This window comes from Drouetiella sp., assembly GCF_059504425.1.
Map to the genome: position 1 here is coordinate 1 of NZ_JCACIN010000053.1, position 15964 is coordinate 15964.

Here is a 15964-nt window from a genome sequence, read left to right on the forward strand (position 1 = left end):
CCTCCGAGTCTTGAAATCGAGTGTACTACTCAATTTCAGCCCCGTACCCCCATAACCCGGCTAGAGAGGACTACTGAGAAATCCTGGTCGTTTTGAAAAGGTTACTTACAGCCGCTCAGCCGGAGCGGAGCGTTATGCTAAGTGTTTGATTTGTGCAATTCTGAAGGCGTGGAAAAGCAAAATCCATAATGAGCTAGCCTTTCCATTTCTTAAAAGCAAGTACAAACGCAAGGCTTGGGTTTAGTCGTTTCCGAGATGTATCCTGCTAATGCTGAAGCTATCTTAGGACGCTTGCCTGAGCGAATTCGCGTTGCTCTAATTGCTCGTACGGCTGAAATTGAACATCCCGTTGCAGCAGTAGTTGAGATGGCGATCGCAAGTTTTTTGGGTGTTGTTGGGAGTGCTGTTAGAAACTTTATTGTCGATCTCCCCGACACAGCTATAGAGCTAGCTAATTTATGCAGAAGGCAGGATAGCACAAACTCATCGGGACGAAGTTTCCCATGGCTTTGAGCAACTTTAGAAACTTCGTAGCCATATAGGAGGCACCGGATAATCTAGGCTGTCGCTGATTTTTGTAATGCTCCTGTAATGTTTCTGTTAGCTTTCTTCGTTATTTTAAAGCAGTCAGTCAAGAATTATCTGATGACTATATTCTCTATGACCGCCGATATAGCGCTACGCGCTTAGATCCAGTGAGTTATTTTTGAGAGCCGCGCTCTGCGCGGCTCTCAAAAATAACTCGTCCCAACTCAATTGCGTAATGCCCTATTAACGATTGATACAGTAGCCTGCGCCTCTATGTTCATACAGCCAATTCTGAGATCGATCGCTTTTGTTCTTGCGCTCTGTATGACCTTGCTCGGCTCACCCTTGGCAGTATCGGCAAATCCGATTCAGACAGAGCATGTTCAGGTCGCGCTAATCAGTGAAGTCGAGGGTCTTCAGCCGGGTCAGCCCTTCTGGGTCGGACTCCATTTTCAAATTCGAGAAGGTTGGCATACCTATTGGCAAAATCCAGGAGATTCTGGGGCAGCGCCAACGATCGATTGGACACTCCCGCCGGGGTTTGAGGCAGGCGGGCTGGTGTTTCCCTACCCCAGTCGGTTGCCTGCGGGGCCATTGATGAATTTTGGTTATGAGAATGAAGTGACGCTACTGAGCCAAATTACACCGCCAGCCAATCTCGCAGGTTCATCCGCTCAACTGCAAGCCAAAGCAGATTGGCTGGTCTGTGAAATCGACTGTATTCCAGAGTCGGCAAGCCTTTCGCTCGATTTGCCTGTCGTAACCACGCCTCCTGTAAAAAACGAAGCCGCTCTTTTTGCCCAGGCACAGCAGTCGATTCCCCGATCGTCTCCTTGGTCTGCATCGGCTCAGATTGGAGATGAGGTGTTGATTTTACAGATCGATGCCCCTGAGCTTCAGGTGGGGAAACTTGCGCAAGTCTCCTTCTTTCCAACTAAAGACGGGGTAATTACCAACGCAGCTCCTCAAGAAATGCAGCTGAAAAACGGCGCGCTGACTTTGAGGATTCCGCGAGGCTATCTCAGCGATTTAACCCAGGTGAACGGCGTGCTGGTAGTTGAGGAAGCGTTGGAGAATCAGACGATCGCTCAGTCCTTTACCCTGAATGCGCCAGTGAGGGAGCCAGCCTTGCAATCGGCTAGCGCTTTGCCGCTTTGGCAAATCATGCTGCTAGCCCTGCTCGGCGGTGCGACGCTAAACCTGATGCCCTGTGTCTTTCCAGTGCTGTCGCTAAAGGCGTTGAGTATCGTGAAAAAAGCCCAGAAAAGCCGTCAGCAAGTGCGGCGGGGAGCGATCGCTTTCACCAGTGGAGTGCTGCTTAGCTTTCTGGGAGTTGCAGGTGTATTGCTGCTGTTGCGAAGCTTGGGGCAGCAGGTTGGCTGGGGCTTTCAGCTCCAGTCTCCGGTTTTCGTGACGCTGATGGCATATCTGATGTTTGCCGTGGGCTTAAGCTTGTCGGGGGTGTTTCTGTTTGGGGCATCGCTGATGGGCATAGGTCAGGGACTTGCCGCTCGTTCTGGCTACGTCGGGGAATTTTTTACGGGGGTGTTTGCTACCGTCGTGGCGACACCCTGTACGGCTCCCTTTATGGCAACGGCGATCGGTGTAGCCATCACGCAACCTCTGCCGATCGCTATTCTAATTTTTGAGCTTTTGGGTCTGGGATTAGCCTTGCCCTACATTGCCATTAGCTTTATTCCGGCTTTACAGCGACGATTGCCCAAACCCGGAGCCTGGATGGAAACCTTTCAACAGGCGCTGGCGTTTCCCCTGTATGCCGCAACCGCATGGCTGGTCTGGGTTCTGACTCAGCAAAGCGGCACACAGGGGTTAGCAGTTGCCTTGATGGGGCTAATTCTGATTGCTTTCGCCGCTTGGCTTTATCAAAAGACTCGCCTAACGCCTCTCAGATGGCAGCGGATAGGCACAGTCCTAGCGCTGGTTGTATTGGGATTTGCGCTGACCCTGGCGCAAGTTCCTCAAACTCTACAAAACGCTTCACAGACTCAACGCTCAGATTCAGACCTACTGGCGTGGCAGCCCTATTCAGCCGATCGCTTGGCAGAGCTGCGGCAGGCTGGAACACCTGTGTTTGTCAATTTCTCGGCGGCTTGGTGTATCACCTGCTTGGTGAATGAGCAAGTTGCTCTCAATCAGCCTGAAACGGCGGCGGCATTTGAGTCAGAGGGAATCACGCTGCTGAAAGGAGACTGGACAAACCAGGATCAAGCCATTACTGCAATTCTGGAGTCCTTTGGTCGTAGCGGTGTGCCCCTATATGTCTTGTACCCTGCTGGGGCAGAAGCCAAGCCGATCGTACTCCCACAAATTTTGTCGCCTGGTGAAATCCGCACCGCGATCGAGCAAATTTAGAGTCCACTTATCCCTTGTCCCTAGGAGAAAATTATGACCTGTCTAAGAGTATCGAGCTTGAGCAAAATTGTCCTGGCTGGACTGGCTGGGCTTACGGTGACGATCGCCGGATGCCAAACGACCTCTAGCCCAACGACACCCGCTAGCGAAGCCACGGCAGACGCTACCTCGTCGGCATCAGCGATCGCCCAAGCGACTCCCATACGCGTCGGCACAGCCGCCCCCGATTTTACAGGCATCGACAGCAACGGCACGAGCCACAAGCTCAGCGATTTCCGAGGCAAAACGGTTGTCTTGGAATGGACGAATCATCAATGCCCCTACACCGTCAAGCATTATGAAAGCGGCAACATGCAGGCTTTGCAAAAGGAAGCCACGGGTAAGGATGTGGTTTGGCTCTCGATCGTGTCTTCGGCTTCCGGGCTGCAAGGTTATGTCACGCCTGAGCAGGCTAATGAGCTGACTACTAGCCGTAAGGCTAGCCCAACGGCAGTCATCCTGGATTCAGAGGGCAAAATTGGGAAGCTGTATACCGCCCGCACAACGCCCCATATGTTTGTGATTGATGCTAACGGAGTTTTGCAGTATATGGGCGCGATCGATGACAAGCCCACCGCCAATCAGGAAGATATCGCGGGTGCCCAAAACTATGTGCAGAGTGCATTAACTCAGGTTATTGCAGGTCAGCCTGTGGCGACAGCATCCACCCAGCCCTATGGTTGCACGGTTAAATACGGAAGCTAAGGCTTTCTGGTATTGCCAGGAGATTTATCTGAGAGACGCGCACTTCCTCAGATCGATCTCCTGACACTATGTGAAAGCAGTTTCTCCCCTACAATTCACTGATGAACCTCTATAGAAAGATCAATAGACAGATCAATCGCAGGCATTTGCTTTTGGGCGGAGGCGTGATCGCCCTCTCTTCTCTCATGGGTCAAGCCTGTCAACCGCAAACTCAGACAGCTGAAGTTGGTGAGTTGCCAGCAATACCCGTTCGTTCATCTTTTCAGGCGACGATGGCAGAGTTAGTTACGGCATTCCTCCAAAGCCTTGACTCGGAGCAGCAGAGGGAGGCTATGTTTCCTTTTGAGGCTGAGGAACGATTCAATTGGCACTATGTTCCGCGCCAGCGCCAAGGCATGGCGTTCAAGCAGATGTCTGCTCAACAGCGCCAGACAGTCGATCGTCTGCTGCAATTCAGCTTGAGTGAAGTTGGCTATCGCAAAGTTCAAAACATCTTGACGCTGGAGACCGTTCTGCGAGAGATGGGGGGTTCGCCCTCTATTCGAGATCCGGAGCTTTATTTTGTCACCGTGTTTGGCAATCCGGCTCAGGTTCCCTGGGGATGGCGGCTGGAAGGGCATCACTTGTCTTTGAATATTGCTGTGATATCGGAGGCGATCGTGACAGTCACTCCTGCATTTTTGGGGGCAAATCCGGCAAAAGTCCAAGTTCCGCTCCAGCAAGGATTGCGAGCGTTACCTCAAGAGCAAGATCTGGCGTTTGAACTCCTGCAAAGTCTATCCTCAGCTCAACGTCAGCAGCTCATTCTCGCTGACCAATCCTTTGGCGATATTCTGACAGGACCCGGTCGCTCTGTAAGCCTGGAGCGATCGGCTGGACTGTTGCTGAGCGACATGGAAACGGATAGCCGCGATCGGGCAATCCGCCTAATAGAAACCTACGTTCGCAACTTGCGAGATGACCTGGCAACTGTGCAATTGCAGCAGATTCAGAAGGCTGGAATTGATCAGATCCGCTTTGCCTGGGCTGGGGCACTAGAACCGCAACAAGCTCACTACTATCGGTTCCAGGGACCTACAGTTCTGATTGAATACGACAATACTCAAAACAATGCCAATCATATTCATACGGTCTGGCATGACCTGAGAAATAACTTTGGCATGGATGTTCTACGGAGTCACTATGAGCAGGGTATCCATGCCCATCACCCTATCATTTGATGCTGCTTATCCCATCTATTCATTCAGACTTTCATGAAAACGCTTCATATAGAGGCTAAATTATATGCAAAAAGCGGAAGCTGGCTGCTGGTCGCGGCGTTCACTTTAGTCAGTTGTGGCAGCGCTCCCTCTATCCAGGGCACTGCCATAACGTCTAGCCCGTCCGTAACGTCAAAGGCTGACAGTGCCTTACCAAACTCTCCCTCAACCCCTGCAAATTCTACGCCAACCAACAGCGTCTCGGTCGAGGTACGAACTGGGATAGAGCGATCTGAGGAGGAACTGTGGTCATTACTTCAGCAAGCAGACCAGAGAAGTTTCGTTATGCTGATTCGACATGCAACGGCCCCTGGAACAGGCGATCCGCCTAACTTTAGGCTAGGGGACTGCTCCACACAACGCAATCTTTCAGAGGAAGGGAGGCAACAGTCCATTCGCATCGGAGAGGCGTTTCGCAGTCGCAATGTTTCGGTGACCAAGGTGCTATCGAGCCAGTGGTGCCGCTGCTTAGAAACTGCTGAACTGATGAACCTGGGCAAGGTTGAACCTTTCCCACCCCTAAATTCGTTCTTTGGCGATCGCAGCACTGCCGATGAACAGACAGCACAAGTCCAGAAATTCATGCTAGAAAATCAAGCGGTGCCGGGTGTGGTTGTGATGATTTCTCATCAGGTTAATATTACGGATCTGAGCGATATTTTTCCGCAGTCTGGGGAAGCTGTTCTGGTAGAGGTTAAAGATAATAACAAAATTGATATCCTGGGGCGAATTCCTATTTCCTGATAGGGGAAAATGCACAAGAAACTGCTCCCAACCAAACTGGCGACAGCCACATCCCACACCAATTTAAACTGGTTATGGGGCAGATATTTTTGAGAGCCGCACTCCGCGCGGCTCTCAAAAATATCTCTTTGGATCTAAGCGCATTGCGCTAGGCTCGTACCAGTGGATTTTATCCACCCAAGTCTGACGATCGCCAGTTCCGCAGCTTTTGTTTGAGAACTAGAGCAATAAACGGCAAATCATCTATCAAGTAACGCTTCCACAATCGCTTGGGTTCAGTGAGCAGCCGATACAGCCACTCAATGCCTAGGTCGCTCATCACTTTGGGCGCACGCGGCTTGTTGCCTGCCTCAAAGTCGATCGCCGCACCTACGGCTAGAAAAATATTGATTTTTGGCAGCAGAGAGCGGTATCGACTAATCCAGATTTCTTGTTTGGGCGCACCTACTCCGACCACAAGCACGTTAGCGGGCGATCGATTAATCAGATCAATAATGAATTGACATTCCTGCTGATTCTTCTCGAAGCCAAACGAGGGAGAGTGAGCAGCAACAATGATGTTCCGACCAATGCGATCGTTAATTCGCCGTTGAGCCTGTTTCGCAATCCCTTCAGCACCCCCTAGTAAGAAGATCTTAGTGGATTCATTATCTTTATGATGTTCGCAAAACATAGGGAACAGGTCTGAACCCGAAATTTTTGCCTTAATAGGTTTGCCCAAAAACTTAGAGGCATACATCAAAACCTGGCTATCACAAACTCGGTAATCAGCCTGTTGGTATGCTGCCATAAACGCTGGATCATGCTGCAATTTCATTAAATGATCGACATTGGGTGTAAAGACAACGCCCCGACTGAGCTTACTTAAAAACTCTTGCTTAGACAGATTATCAATCTCAACATTCAGAATTTTTACAGTTTCTCGGACAGACTCTTGGAGTGAGGCGGCTGCCTTTTGCCTAAGAATATTGGCAGACGAGATCAGAACAGCCTGACGAAACTCCTGATGGAGCTTGCGGGGATCTTTACGATATAGCCCTGCGTTAGTTCCGCCCCGAACAGGCAGCTGGATTTGTTTGACATTGCTGAGAGAAGACGCAAAAGCAACCGTTCGCAACTGCCGATAAAGCTGCTGGGTTTCTCGATGAATGAGCGCCCTTACTTCCTGATTAAGTTCTCCGGTCTGATATTTTGTCAAGTGATTAGCAGATGAAGCCAGCACCACTCTTCGGAATCGCTTGTAAAGCCTGCCAACTTCCTCTTTACTTACCGTTCTAGAAGGGACTTCAATCATGAAATTGCACTTTTGGGTAGAAGCTGGAAAATCAGGTATCAATGCGGACTACTCTGTATTTTCGACAATGTCCTTCTAGAAAAACATCCCGGCATATCCTGAAGAATCAAGATTCAGCTTTACTCAAACTGCGTACTTTTACCAGACATTCCATATTTGGTAGTCCTCAAGGAGTAATGATTTTTTGTGGTGTGGGCAAAGTTCACACCACAAAAAATCATTACCTGCACACGATCACCCAATATTTTCATCGACATCAACTTCGAAGTAGGGTCGTCAAAGTTCAGGAAGCTCAGGCGGGAAAAAGGGATGGGTTTGAGCAGCGCTACACCCTAGATTTCACGATCGAGTGGCAAAATAGAAGTGCGATTCCTCGGAGTGACTGGATCATTGAAACTCGTTTTGCCGAGACAATAGCTTAGTGGGTTCAGACGGTTAGGATCACACATGATGAGTCTGCTGAGCTGCTCAAGCGGTGCAGTCTAAAGCGATTTAGGAAAACATTGCTGAATAGTTTTCTGTAGAGAAGCAGTCCAAAATCACATGAGGATGATTGTTTTAAGCGAAGACCCTGAATCGATCGCCTCTAAAATTGCGGCCGTAATGGGAATTTCAGTCTACTCATTGCCAAAAAACTTTAGCCTTGGAGCGATCGCAGCAACGCTTCAACCCCAAACCAATCCGCCTCAGAACAGCTTTGGCATCTGGTTAAGTGCGCCACCCTCGATCGATCGCTACAGAGCAGTTTACGACGCTTTTCTCAGCAGAAATATCCAGCTTTTGAACCGACCTGAGCAATATGCGATCGCTCAGCAATTTAGCAATATCTATAGTAAATTGTCAGACTTAGCGCCAGTAAAATCGGCTCAGTCTTGGGCAGAGGTGCGCCAAGCTGCCGATTTGCACTATGGTCAGGCTGACCCGAAAGGCAAACCCTTGGGGCGATCGTTTCGGGTCTATCTCTATCGACAAACGATTCTCACCTACGCCTACTTCTGGGAGGTAGATGACCCGTTAAAATGGCTGACGGTTGAAGAAGAGGAAGCAATTTTTGATATGGCGCTGAAGGCTGCGGCGCGCCTAGATTTGCTGTTTGTAGCGATCGACATTGGGCAGCAGGTCTGCGACAACTGGACGATCGTGGGAGTCTCCGATGCCCAGTTTTGCTTACTCAATCAAACGCCAATGATTTCGTTTTGGGGTGAGCTGGAAAAGATTTTTTCAGCCCAAATGAGTGGCTAGAAAATTAGTTGCTAGAAACAAAGTCGCTGCGCACCCAGCCCGTTGTACCCGACTCAAACCGAACGCTATACCAGGTCTCTCCATCTTCTCCTCGCTTTTTGTCAACCACCTGAATGCGATCGCCTGCATAGCCTGTAGACTGTACTTCTGCCGAGGTACTGGCACCAGTGCGGACGTTAATCAACGCATCGGGTTCGCTAGCCGTCAGAACTGCCGATCGGGCAGAGCCTGAAGTAGAGGACTCAGCAGAGGCAGAAGGGGAAGCAGAAGCAGTCAAAGAACGATCGAGGTTACCCGATGTTGCAGGATCTTGAGCGCTCGAACTTTGGATGCCAGAACTTGAAGCATTGGCATCTTGCGAGACAAAATCACTTCTGACCCAGCCTCTCTCTCCAGACTCTAGACGAACGCTGTACCAGGTGTTGCCGTCTTCTCCCTGCATTTTGTCGAGAATGCTGAGGCGATCGCCTCCATAGCCGATGTGCGCAATCCCGGCAGAGGTGGTGGCACGCTCCCGCACATTGATGGGGGCTTGAGGCTGGCTTGAGGTGAGGACAGCCTTATCGGTGGATTCCACATCGGCACGGGTGCTACTGTCAGGGCTTTGAGAGTCCTGGCTGGTTATCCGGGCATCTAGCGAGGTGCGCGAGATGCCCACGGGTTCTACCTCGCCGCCTACCGCTAGGGCAAACCGCTGAGCCTTGCCGTAGGTCGTAAAGCTAGCAACCTGAACCGAGGGTACGCCAGTTTTATCTCTGATGACGCTGACAGCATCTTTGCAGTACCGATTGCGAATCTGAGCGATATCACTTTTGTCGATATATACGGGGTACCAGCTTTCGCTAGGGGAAACAGCCTGGTCGCCGCAAGAGCTTTGGGGAAAGGTAAACTCACTAGCGATCGCAGAAGCGCTCGGTGAAGTGCCAAGCGAAGGGGAAGCGCTAAGTGTAGGAGTAGCGCTAGGAACAGATGAACTGACATCGCGGGGAGCTAAGTCTGCCACGCTGCAAGCAGATAGAGCAAGGGTGCCCAACGACAGAACCCCCAACAGGGTAGTCCTGACCTTTTCAGCCGAGGAGCGTGGAATACAAACCCTACGGGAAGTCATCTCTTTCGTTTCCATAGCCACCTTCAGGGATGTCAAATACAGCAAGCAATATAACACTAAAAATTCAGGATGGACGCTAGAGCTAGATATTTATTTGCAGCAGCCCACAACCTGGCGCTGTCTGTAGCGTATCTGCGAGAACTGGCAAATTCACAGCATTTTAGCGATTTAGCATAGCGCAGATTTTAATGGGGGCGATCGCTCCACCCTTCCTTAAAGTAAAGATTTTTGAAGAGTCGCCTGAGAACTTATCCCAAAACGGCGCTGCTGGTTTTATGCATGAGTTTTTTGAAAGGGGCGCTCCGCGCCCCTTTCAAAAAAATTCATACCCGGATTCAGCCCTGCCCCAAAACTTACTCAAAGACTCTTGAGTCAAATCCAAGGCTCATCATCTAGATCATCTGGTTCATGATGCTGAGCTGTCGCATCTTCATTCCGTAGAATTGGCTCAGTTTTCAGGCTCGGCTCATCATTCATCCAGTCATCATCTAGCCAGTCATCATCCAGTGAGTCATCCGAACTAGCAGCTTGAGACTCCTCTTGCTTAGATCCAGCCTCAAATCCAGAATTTTCTCGGACGGTTTCAAAAATTTCCTCGGCTTGCACCGTCAAGGTCTGAAAGCTCGCTCCAAGCTGCTTGCTCAGAGAATGCGATCGCTCTTTCACTTCTTCGGCAAGAGTCTGGCTTGTCGCCTTAGCTCGTTCTGAAAAAGTTCGGGTTTCGGCTTTGGCGCTCAAGTCGTCCAACTGTTCACCCAACTGCTCACCCAATTGCTCATTGAGAATCTGAGCTTTTTCTTTCGCTTTTTGAGAAAGCATTTGGGCGTTCGCCTTCGCTTGATCAGCCAGGTTGTAAAGTTTTCCTCTCACTCGCTCTGTGACTTGTTCGGTCAAGGTTTCTGCCCGTTGAGTCAGCGATCGCAACTCCTCAGAGGCTTCTTGCGTCAGGGAATCTTTGGCTTTGATCAGCTTTTGAGAAATTCCCTCCTGATAGATGGTGAAGCGATCGGTGTCAGATTCTGCCACCAAAACGCGCTTTTTGCCAAAGCTGGCAATGTCGGCAGGGCGCAATTCATAAACTTCGCCCGTTATACCTGCCCAGCCGCTAGAAATAAACAGATAGGCTTTAATCTTGCCTGTCTCTAGCTCAAACAGATAATCCGTAATTTTGCCGAGCTGATTGCCCTCGTTGCTCCACACTTCATGCTGAATCAACGACTCAAGCTGCTGTACCTTTTTGGCCTCGGTTGGTTCAGAGGGTGCGTGAGTCAAGACACCACTGGCTCCAATGGCGGCAATCTGGCTTAGCTTGAAGGCGGATTTTGTGTTGCCCAGAAATCCAGACTTGCAGATGAAGCCCAACACGCGATGCACAGGAGGATACATCCACAGAGTCTCGACGCGCCCCAGTTCTTCCAACGTCTGGCGATCGAGCACGAGCTGATTAATCAAGTCGCTTTGCCGAAAAACTTCTGCCTGAGCCGTCATAATTTTCTAGAGCGCGAGAGCAAGATGAGGATACACATATCCAGCATATAGCAACCGCCAAGGGGGTTAGGACGGGAACATTTTGGGTGTGACAGCGCAGCGCCCCGCCAATGTCCTAAGCAAACTGGCGAAAGGCATATCTTTGAATTTTTAGATCTCGGAATTCACGCAGGATTTTGGCAGCTTCGCACAATCTCTAAATTTCACGGATCGGTCTTCACGGTAACCTCACAGCCCTTCTCCTGAATTAGCCTGACTTCTCTGCATAAGGGAGTGGTAGATGCACCCTGATAGATTTCCCCGGCCAAAAGCTGGGGATTTTTTTTGGGCGATCGCCTTCCCTCAGCAGAAACCTGATCCGCAAAAACTTGAGTAGTCTGCCTAGGCTTTCTGCGACTTGTAGGACAGTCGGTACAATACAGTCAGTACAATGTTGCGTAGCTGAGTTTGGAGAACTCTTCGGAAACTTCAGCGGGTCAAACTGTATCTAGTCTTGAGTGACTCTGCACGAGCTGTCCATGACTCCACCTTCTACACCACCTACACCGCCCAATTCGCCCTCTAACCCGCCAAAGACGTTCTTGCGGGCCATCACGCAAGCCGTTCAAACTATTCAGGCAAAGGTTAACTTTTCCCAGCTTGCCCTTAAGCCCAACGCCAAAGTGCCGGAACTGTGGGTGCAGGATGCCGACTCTGATAAAGCAGAAATTTACCCGCTGCTGGGTGAGCATTACGTACTAGGGCGCAGCTCTAAATCCTGCGATATTGTGGTGCGAAATCCGGTGGTGAGCCAGGTGCATCTCTCGATGACGCGCGACAAGCAGCAGCCCCACGATCCGTTTGTGATGAAGGACGAAAACTCCACCAACGGCATCTACCGAGGTAAACGGCGGCTTGCCAAGGTAACGCTGCACCATGGCGATGTTCTAACGTTAGGGCCTCCTGAATTGGCGGCAGCTGTGAAGATTCAGTATCACAATCCGCCTCCAACCTACGTCAAGGCAATCAAGTACGGGCTATATGGCTTCACGGGACTGACGGCGATCGCTGCTGCATGGGTCGGGTTTGAGTGGCAAAAGTTTGGGGTGACTCCTTTGCCTGCCTCTGTACAGGGTCCAGTTGTGGTTTATGCACGAGATGGCGAAACACCCCTCAGACCAATCGAAACACGCGCACATCTGGAAAATAAGCGGCTTTCGGAATTCTCGCCTTTCCTGCCCAAGGCGGTGATTGCCTCAGAAGATTCCCGCTACTACTGGCATTGGGGCGTTGACCCGATCGGGATTACCCGCGCCCTCGTGACCAACGTTAAGGGCGGCGAAATTCGCGAAGGAGCCAGCACCATCACGCAGCAGTTGGCGCGCAGCATTTTCCGAGACTACGTGGGCACCGAAGATTCTGCCAGCCGCAAGATCCGCGAGGCAATGGTGGCTCTGAAGCTGGAAGCTGCCTACAGCAAAGATTTCCTGATGCTGACCTACCTGAATCGCGTCTATCTGGGCAGCGGCAACTATGGCTTTGAGGATGCAGCGCAATTTTATTTCGGCAAATCGGCGAAAGACCTGACGCTATCTGATGCGGCAACCCTTGTGGGTATCCTGCCTGCCCCAAACCGATTTAATCCCGTGCGAGATTACCAGTCGGCAGTGGAGCTACGCGATCGCGTTATCAACCGCATGGCAGCTCAGGGTTCCGTCAGCCTAGAGGAAGCGCAGCGGGCAAGGCGATCGCGGATCGAGATCAATCCAGCGGCAATTAAGGAGCTAGAAAGCACGATCGCCCCCTATTTTTACGGTCAGGTATTTCAAGATTTGGATACGCTCTTGGGTGAGCAGCTGGCCCAGGAAGGCAATTTTATTGTGGAAAGCAGCCTAGATCCCCAGATGCAGACTAAGGCGGAGGCGAGTCTACAGGCAGCAGTAGGCACCACAGGGGCATCTGCTGGGTTCTCACAAGGCGCCCTTGTTACCCTCGACAGCAGTACGGGTGAGGTTTTGGCGCTTGTGGGCGGCATTGATTTTCAGCAGAGCCAGTTCAACCGAGCGACTCAGGCCATGCGGCAGCCCGGATCGACTTTCAAGGTGTTTGCTTATACGGCAGCGATCGAGCAGGGAATTTCGCCCAGCGCCGCCTTTTCCTGTGCTCCGCTCGACTGGGGCGGACAGTTCTTTGAGGGCTGTAAATCGGGCGGCGGCAGTCTAGATATGTATAGTGCGTTGGCGCGATCGGAAAATGTTGTTGCCCTGCGCATTGGGCAAGAGGTGGGGCTAGACCAGGTGGTGCGGACGGCGCAGCGCATGGGGATCTCCTCTAAGCTTAATCCGGTTCCTGGACTCGTGTTGGGGCAGAGTGAGGTCAATCTACTGGAACTCACAGGAGCTTACAGCGTTCTGGCAAACCAGGGAATTCGCAACCAGCCCCACACGATCAACCGCATTTTAGACAGTAGCGATTGCACTAACCCCCAAGATTTCAAAACCTGTCGCGTCATTTTTGACTATCAGCAAAATGCCCAGACTAATCTCCCTGCCCTTGATCCCCAGGTCGCTGACATTATGACTTCGTTGATGCAAGGCGTGGTGCAGTCGGGTACCGGACGCAACGCGGCGCTGGGATTGGGCGAAGCGGGTAAAACTGGCACCAATAATGACAATACAGATCTTTGGTTTGTTGGCTATGTACCGGGTCAGGCTTTGGCAACGGGCATTTGGTTTGGCAACGACGACAACACGCCTACTGCCGGAACGAGTGCAGACGCTGCTCAGCTTTGGGGTAACTATATGCAGCAAGTCGTTCGTTAGCCGATAGGTCGGCTCATAGCTGTCACCAGTTTGCTTAGGACATTTTGGGTGGGGCGCTGCGCGCCCCACCCAAAATGTCCCCTCCTAACCGCCTTGGCGGTTGCTATGGATTGGGAGAATTCCTCTCTAAAATTAGGCAATGGCAAAAATTAATTAAAAAAAGATGGCGCAATTTTGCTGTTACCACATAAATCGGATATGATCTCCAGCAAATGCAGTATTCGGTAGAAAAGTTGAAGGTTCTGCACTTGCATTCTTTGAACTTCTCCGAACTGTCTCTTGTATTGCTAAGGTTTGGAGAGAGCCGTGACTATTTACGTGGGCAACCTGTCTTTTCAGGCTACCGAGGAGGATTTGCGGGAGGTTTTTGCAGAGTACGGCAAGGTGAGCCGGGTTAGTCTGCCGACCGATCGCGAAACAGGCAGAAAGCGCGGCTTTGCGTTTGTGGAAATGGAAGAAGACGCTCAAGAAGACAAAGCCATTGCTGAATTGGATGGGGCTGAATGGCTCGGTCGAGAAATTCGCGTTAACAAGGCAAAACCTCGTGAAGAGGGCGGCAGCCGTGAGGGCGGTCGCAGAAGTGGCGGCTTTGCATCCAGGGAGTAGTACGCTAAGGGTGATAAGCCTTTAATGCTGCCCATAACGGTTTACGGCACTTTGCGCTCGGTTAAGTCTGGGTTATTTCAGTAGAAGCCTCGCGGAGTGAGGCTTCTACTGAAATAACCGTGGTTTATGCAATTGAAAATGGCTGTAAGAGATGCCCAAGGTTTCGATCGCTAACCTCTGGAGTCGCTGATGTCTAGCTCACGCCTCCTAGCGCTTGTCGCTGGCATTCTTCTAATTTTGGGGCTGGTAATATGGCTGACAGGCTCTCTATCGCAGCTCTATTTTGGTATCGCCATCACCTCTCCGCTGCTGGCAAATATTCTGGTAGCGCTGATGCTGGCGCTTCTGATCTGCGCTGTGGCGGCTTTGTTCTATTTCACGCTGCCCCTTTTTCGTGAAGGAACCAGCCGTCAGAGAGCCGATCGCCCGCAGCCTGTCAAGCTTCCTGAGCAAAAGGCAGAGGTTGCCCGTGAAACCCTTCAGGCGGTGCAGCAGCAGGTGGCTCAGATTCAAGATGAGATTGCACGACAGGCGTTGATCGATCGCTCCCGTGAAATTGAGCAAAGTCTATCGTTTCGAGAGCTGCATGTCGTGATTTTTGGCACGGGATCAGCCGGGAAAACTTCGATCGTCAATGCTGTGATCGGTCGAATGGCGGGTCGAGTCGGCGCGACGCTGGGCACGACAGAGTTGGGGCAGATCTATCGCTTTCAGCTTAAAGGGCTAGATCGAGAAATTCAAATCGCTGATACTCCCGGCATCCTAGAAATCGGCATCATTGGTACAGAGCGGGAAAACCTGGCTCGGCAGATGGCAACAGATGCTGATTTGCTGCTGTTCGTGATCGACAATGATTTGCGCCAGTCAGAATATACGGCTCTGCGGGCTTTAACGGAAATTGGCAAGCGATCGCTCCTCGTCTTCAATAAAACCGATCTATATCCCGAAGCTGACCTAGATGTTTTGCTCAATCGGATTCGGCAGCGCGTCCAGACGCTGATTCCACTCGAAGATATTGTGGCGATCGCCGCTAACCCTCAGCCTGTGCGTTTAGAGAACGGCGAGCTATTTCAGCCTGAGCCAGAAGTTATTCCGCTACTGCGGCGGATGGCGGCAGTGCTGCGATCGGAAGGGGAAGACTTGATTGCTGATAATATCTTGCTGCAATCGCAGCGGCTGGGCGCAGAAGCCCGCCAGCTGATTGATGTTGAGCGCCAAACTCAAGCTGAGAAAATAGTCGATCGCTACCAGTGGATCAGTGCTGGGGTGGTTTCAGTCACACCGTTACCCTTCGTTGATTTGATTGCCACGGCTGCCATCAATGCCCAGATGGTGGTGGAATTAGGGCGAGTCTATGGCTGCGAGATTAATCTGGAGCGCGGCAAAGAGCTGGCCATTTCATTGGCAAAAACTCTCGTCAGCCTAGGCGTAGTGCGAGGCGCGATCGAACTTCTCTCGATTGCTCTTCAAACGAATGTCGGCACTTTTCTCATTGGTCGTGCCATCCAGGGCGTAACGGCAGCCTACCTGACCCGCATTGCCGGAAAAAGCTTCATTGAGTACTTCCGTCGCGACCAAACCTGGGGAGATGGCGGCATGGCGCAGGTTGTACAGGAGCAGTTTCAGCTCAACCGCCGTGATGAGTTTATTAGGGTCTTTGTGCAGGATGCGATCGCTCGGATTGCCTTGCCATCGAAAGAGCCTGACAGGAACTCAAATATTGAGGCTTGATCGCGGTGCTACCTCGCAGTGCTGTCTACGCAGTGCCACCCGCCAA

Annotated in this window: 13 protein-coding genes; 10 read left to right on the plus strand and 3 right to left on the minus strand. The window is 51.3% G+C overall.

Features of this window, described 5'->3' with window-relative positions:
* Positions 1-234: 234 nt before the first annotated feature.
* From AC5JMP_RS12990 to AC5JMP_RS13010, 5 genes are all read left to right on the plus strand, one after another.
* The gene (locus AC5JMP_RS12990; protein ID WP_495852171.1) at positions 235-513 is read left to right on the plus strand and encodes a hypothetical protein; all 279 of its coding nucleotides are present in this window, start codon (positions 235-237) and stop codon (positions 511-513) included.
* A 288-nt stretch (positions 514-801) separates the two neighbouring features.
* The gene (locus AC5JMP_RS12995) at positions 802-2901 is read left to right on the plus strand and encodes a protein-disulfide reductase DsbD family protein (protein WP_495851899.1); all 2100 of its coding nucleotides are present in this window, start codon (positions 802-804) and stop codon (positions 2899-2901) included.
* A 33-nt stretch (positions 2902-2934) separates the two neighbouring features.
* Positions 2935-3645 (plus strand): thioredoxin family protein, encoded by a 711-nt coding sequence (locus AC5JMP_RS13000; RefSeq protein WP_495851900.1) that lies wholly within the window; start codon positions 2935-2937, stop codon positions 3643-3645.
* 101 nt (positions 3646-3746) lie between these two features.
* Positions 3747-4865 carry a DUF3500 domain-containing protein gene (locus tag AC5JMP_RS13005; RefSeq protein ID WP_495851901.1) on the plus strand — a complete coding sequence of 373 codons (1119 nt, stop codon included), beginning with the start codon at positions 3747-3749 and terminating at the stop codon, positions 4863-4865.
* Between the two features lie 324 nt (positions 4866-5189).
* Positions 5190-5648 (plus strand): histidine phosphatase family protein, encoded by a 459-nt coding sequence (locus AC5JMP_RS13010; protein ID WP_495851902.1) that lies wholly within the window; start codon positions 5190-5192, stop codon positions 5646-5648.
* Positions 5649-5817: 169 nt separating this feature from the next.
* Here the strand turns inward: AC5JMP_RS13010 and AC5JMP_RS13015 are convergent, their stop codons facing one another.
* On the minus strand, positions 5818-6942 hold the full coding sequence (locus tag AC5JMP_RS13015) for a WecB/TagA/CpsF family glycosyltransferase (RefSeq protein ID WP_495851903.1): 1125 nt from the start codon (positions 6940-6942) through the stop codon (positions 5818-5820).
* Positions 6943-7118: 176 nt separating this feature from the next.
* Here AC5JMP_RS13015 and AC5JMP_RS13020 point away from each other — a divergent pair, with 176 nt between their 5' ends.
* A complete protein-coding gene (locus AC5JMP_RS13020) occupies positions 7119-7364 on the plus strand; it encodes a hypothetical protein (protein WP_495851904.1) in 246 nt (81 codons plus the stop codon).
* 127 nt (positions 7365-7491) lie between these two features.
* Positions 7492-8184, plus strand: a complete 693-nt coding sequence (locus AC5JMP_RS13025; protein ID WP_495851905.1) for a hypothetical protein — start codon at positions 7492-7494, stop codon at positions 8182-8184.
* Between the two features lie 4 nt (positions 8185-8188).
* On the opposite strand, the gene AC5JMP_RS13030 is transcribed toward AC5JMP_RS13025, so the two are convergent.
* Together AC5JMP_RS13030 and AC5JMP_RS13035 are read right to left on the minus strand one after the other, a co-directional pair.
* Entirely contained in the window at positions 8189-9292 is a 1104-nt protein-coding gene (locus AC5JMP_RS13030; protein ID WP_495851906.1) for an SH3 domain-containing protein, read from the minus strand.
* Between the two features lie 372 nt (positions 9293-9664).
* Positions 9665-10780 (minus strand): PRC-barrel domain-containing protein, encoded by a 1116-nt coding sequence (locus AC5JMP_RS13035; protein ID WP_495851907.1) that lies wholly within the window; start codon positions 10778-10780, stop codon positions 9665-9667.
* A gap of 518 nt (positions 10781-11298) precedes the next feature.
* Here AC5JMP_RS13035 and AC5JMP_RS13040 point away from each other — a divergent pair.
* From AC5JMP_RS13040 to AC5JMP_RS13050, 3 genes are all read left to right on the plus strand, one after another.
* A complete protein-coding gene (locus AC5JMP_RS13040) occupies positions 11299-13581 on the plus strand; it encodes a PBP1A family penicillin-binding protein (RefSeq protein WP_495851908.1) in 2283 nt (760 codons plus the stop codon).
* Positions 13582-13887: 306 nt separating this feature from the next.
* Entirely contained in the window at positions 13888-14187 is a 300-nt protein-coding gene (rbp, locus tag AC5JMP_RS13045; protein WP_495851909.1) for an RNA-binding regulator, read from the plus strand.
* 189 nt (positions 14188-14376) lie between these two features.
* On the plus strand, positions 14377-15918 hold the full coding sequence (locus AC5JMP_RS13050) for a YcjF family protein (RefSeq protein ID WP_495851910.1): 1542 nt from the start codon (positions 14377-14379) through the stop codon (positions 15916-15918).
* Positions 15919-15964: the final 46 nt, after the last annotated feature.

Excerpts from the sequence above, each read along its gene's own strand:
- AC5JMP_RS12995 (WP_495851899.1), top strand. The coding sequence starts at position 802 with ATGTTCATACAGCCAATTCTGAGATCGATCGCTTTTGTTCTTGCGCTC.
- AC5JMP_RS13000 (WP_495851900.1), top strand. The coding sequence starts at position 2,935 with ATGACCTGTCTAAGAGTATCGAGCTTGAGCAAAATTGTCCTGGCTGGA.
- AC5JMP_RS13005 (WP_495851901.1), top strand. The coding sequence starts at position 3,747 with ATGAACCTCTATAGAAAGATCAATAGACAGATCAATCGCAGGCATTTG.
- AC5JMP_RS13010 (WP_495851902.1), top strand. The coding sequence starts at position 5,190 with ATGCTGATTCGACATGCAACGGCCCCTGGAACAGGCGATCCGCCTAAC.
- AC5JMP_RS13015 (WP_495851903.1), bottom strand. The coding sequence starts at position 6,942 with ATGATTGAAGTCCCTTCTAGAACGGTAAGTAAAGAGGAAGTTGGCAGG.
- AC5JMP_RS13020 (WP_495851904.1), top strand. The coding sequence starts at position 7,119 with ATGATTTTTTGTGGTGTGGGCAAAGTTCACACCACAAAAAATCATTAC.
- AC5JMP_RS13025 (WP_495851905.1), top strand. The coding sequence starts at position 7,492 with ATGATTGTTTTAAGCGAAGACCCTGAATCGATCGCCTCTAAAATTGCG.
- AC5JMP_RS13030 (WP_495851906.1), bottom strand. The coding sequence starts at position 9,292 with ATGACTTCCCGTAGGGTTTGTATTCCACGCTCCTCGGCTGAAAAGGTC.
- AC5JMP_RS13035 (WP_495851907.1), bottom strand. The coding sequence starts at position 10,780 with ATGACGGCTCAGGCAGAAGTTTTTCGGCAAAGCGACTTGATTAATCAG.
- AC5JMP_RS13040 (WP_495851908.1), top strand. The coding sequence starts at position 11,299 with ATGACTCCACCTTCTACACCACCTACACCGCCCAATTCGCCCTCTAAC.
- AC5JMP_RS13050 (WP_495851910.1), top strand. The coding sequence starts at position 14,377 with ATGTCTAGCTCACGCCTCCTAGCGCTTGTCGCTGGCATTCTTCTAATT.